The organism is Kurthia sp. Dielmo, assembly GCF_000307285.2.
GTDB classification, from domain to species: Bacteria; Bacillota; Bacilli; order Bacillales_A; family Planococcaceae; genus Kurthia; species Kurthia populi.
In genome coordinates, this window is sequence record NZ_CAEP01000220.1 from 1 (window position 1) to 333 (window position 333).

Genomic DNA, 333 nt, shown 5'->3' on the forward strand with positions numbered 1-333 from the left:
CTTTAACCTTTGTAGCATTATCGGCAATTACTTTGTGTAGATAATCTACAGGTGAACGTAAGTTAGCATTAGTTTTAATATCACAGACATCCGTTAGAAGGAATGTGTATTCTGTTAAATTTTCTAATGCTGAATAATCACATTGCGGATAAGCTCCACTTACAAACGTTGCACTTTTAACCTTGATTTCGTGAGCTGTAATTTCTGATACAATATCTTCAATTAATGCAACATCGTATTCAGAAATTGAAACAAAATCACCGACTGATACTTCTACTTCTTGAGATTGTTTTAATGACGCATTTGGAAATAATACTTTTACCATTTTAATCA

1 protein-coding gene is annotated in these 333 nt (G+C 31.8%); it reads right to left on the reverse strand.

Annotation, left to right across the window (positions count from 1 at the left end):
• The coding region (locus KTHG_RS20960; protein WP_186439477.1) for a hypothetical protein at positions 1-333 on the reverse strand (333 nt) is incomplete at both ends.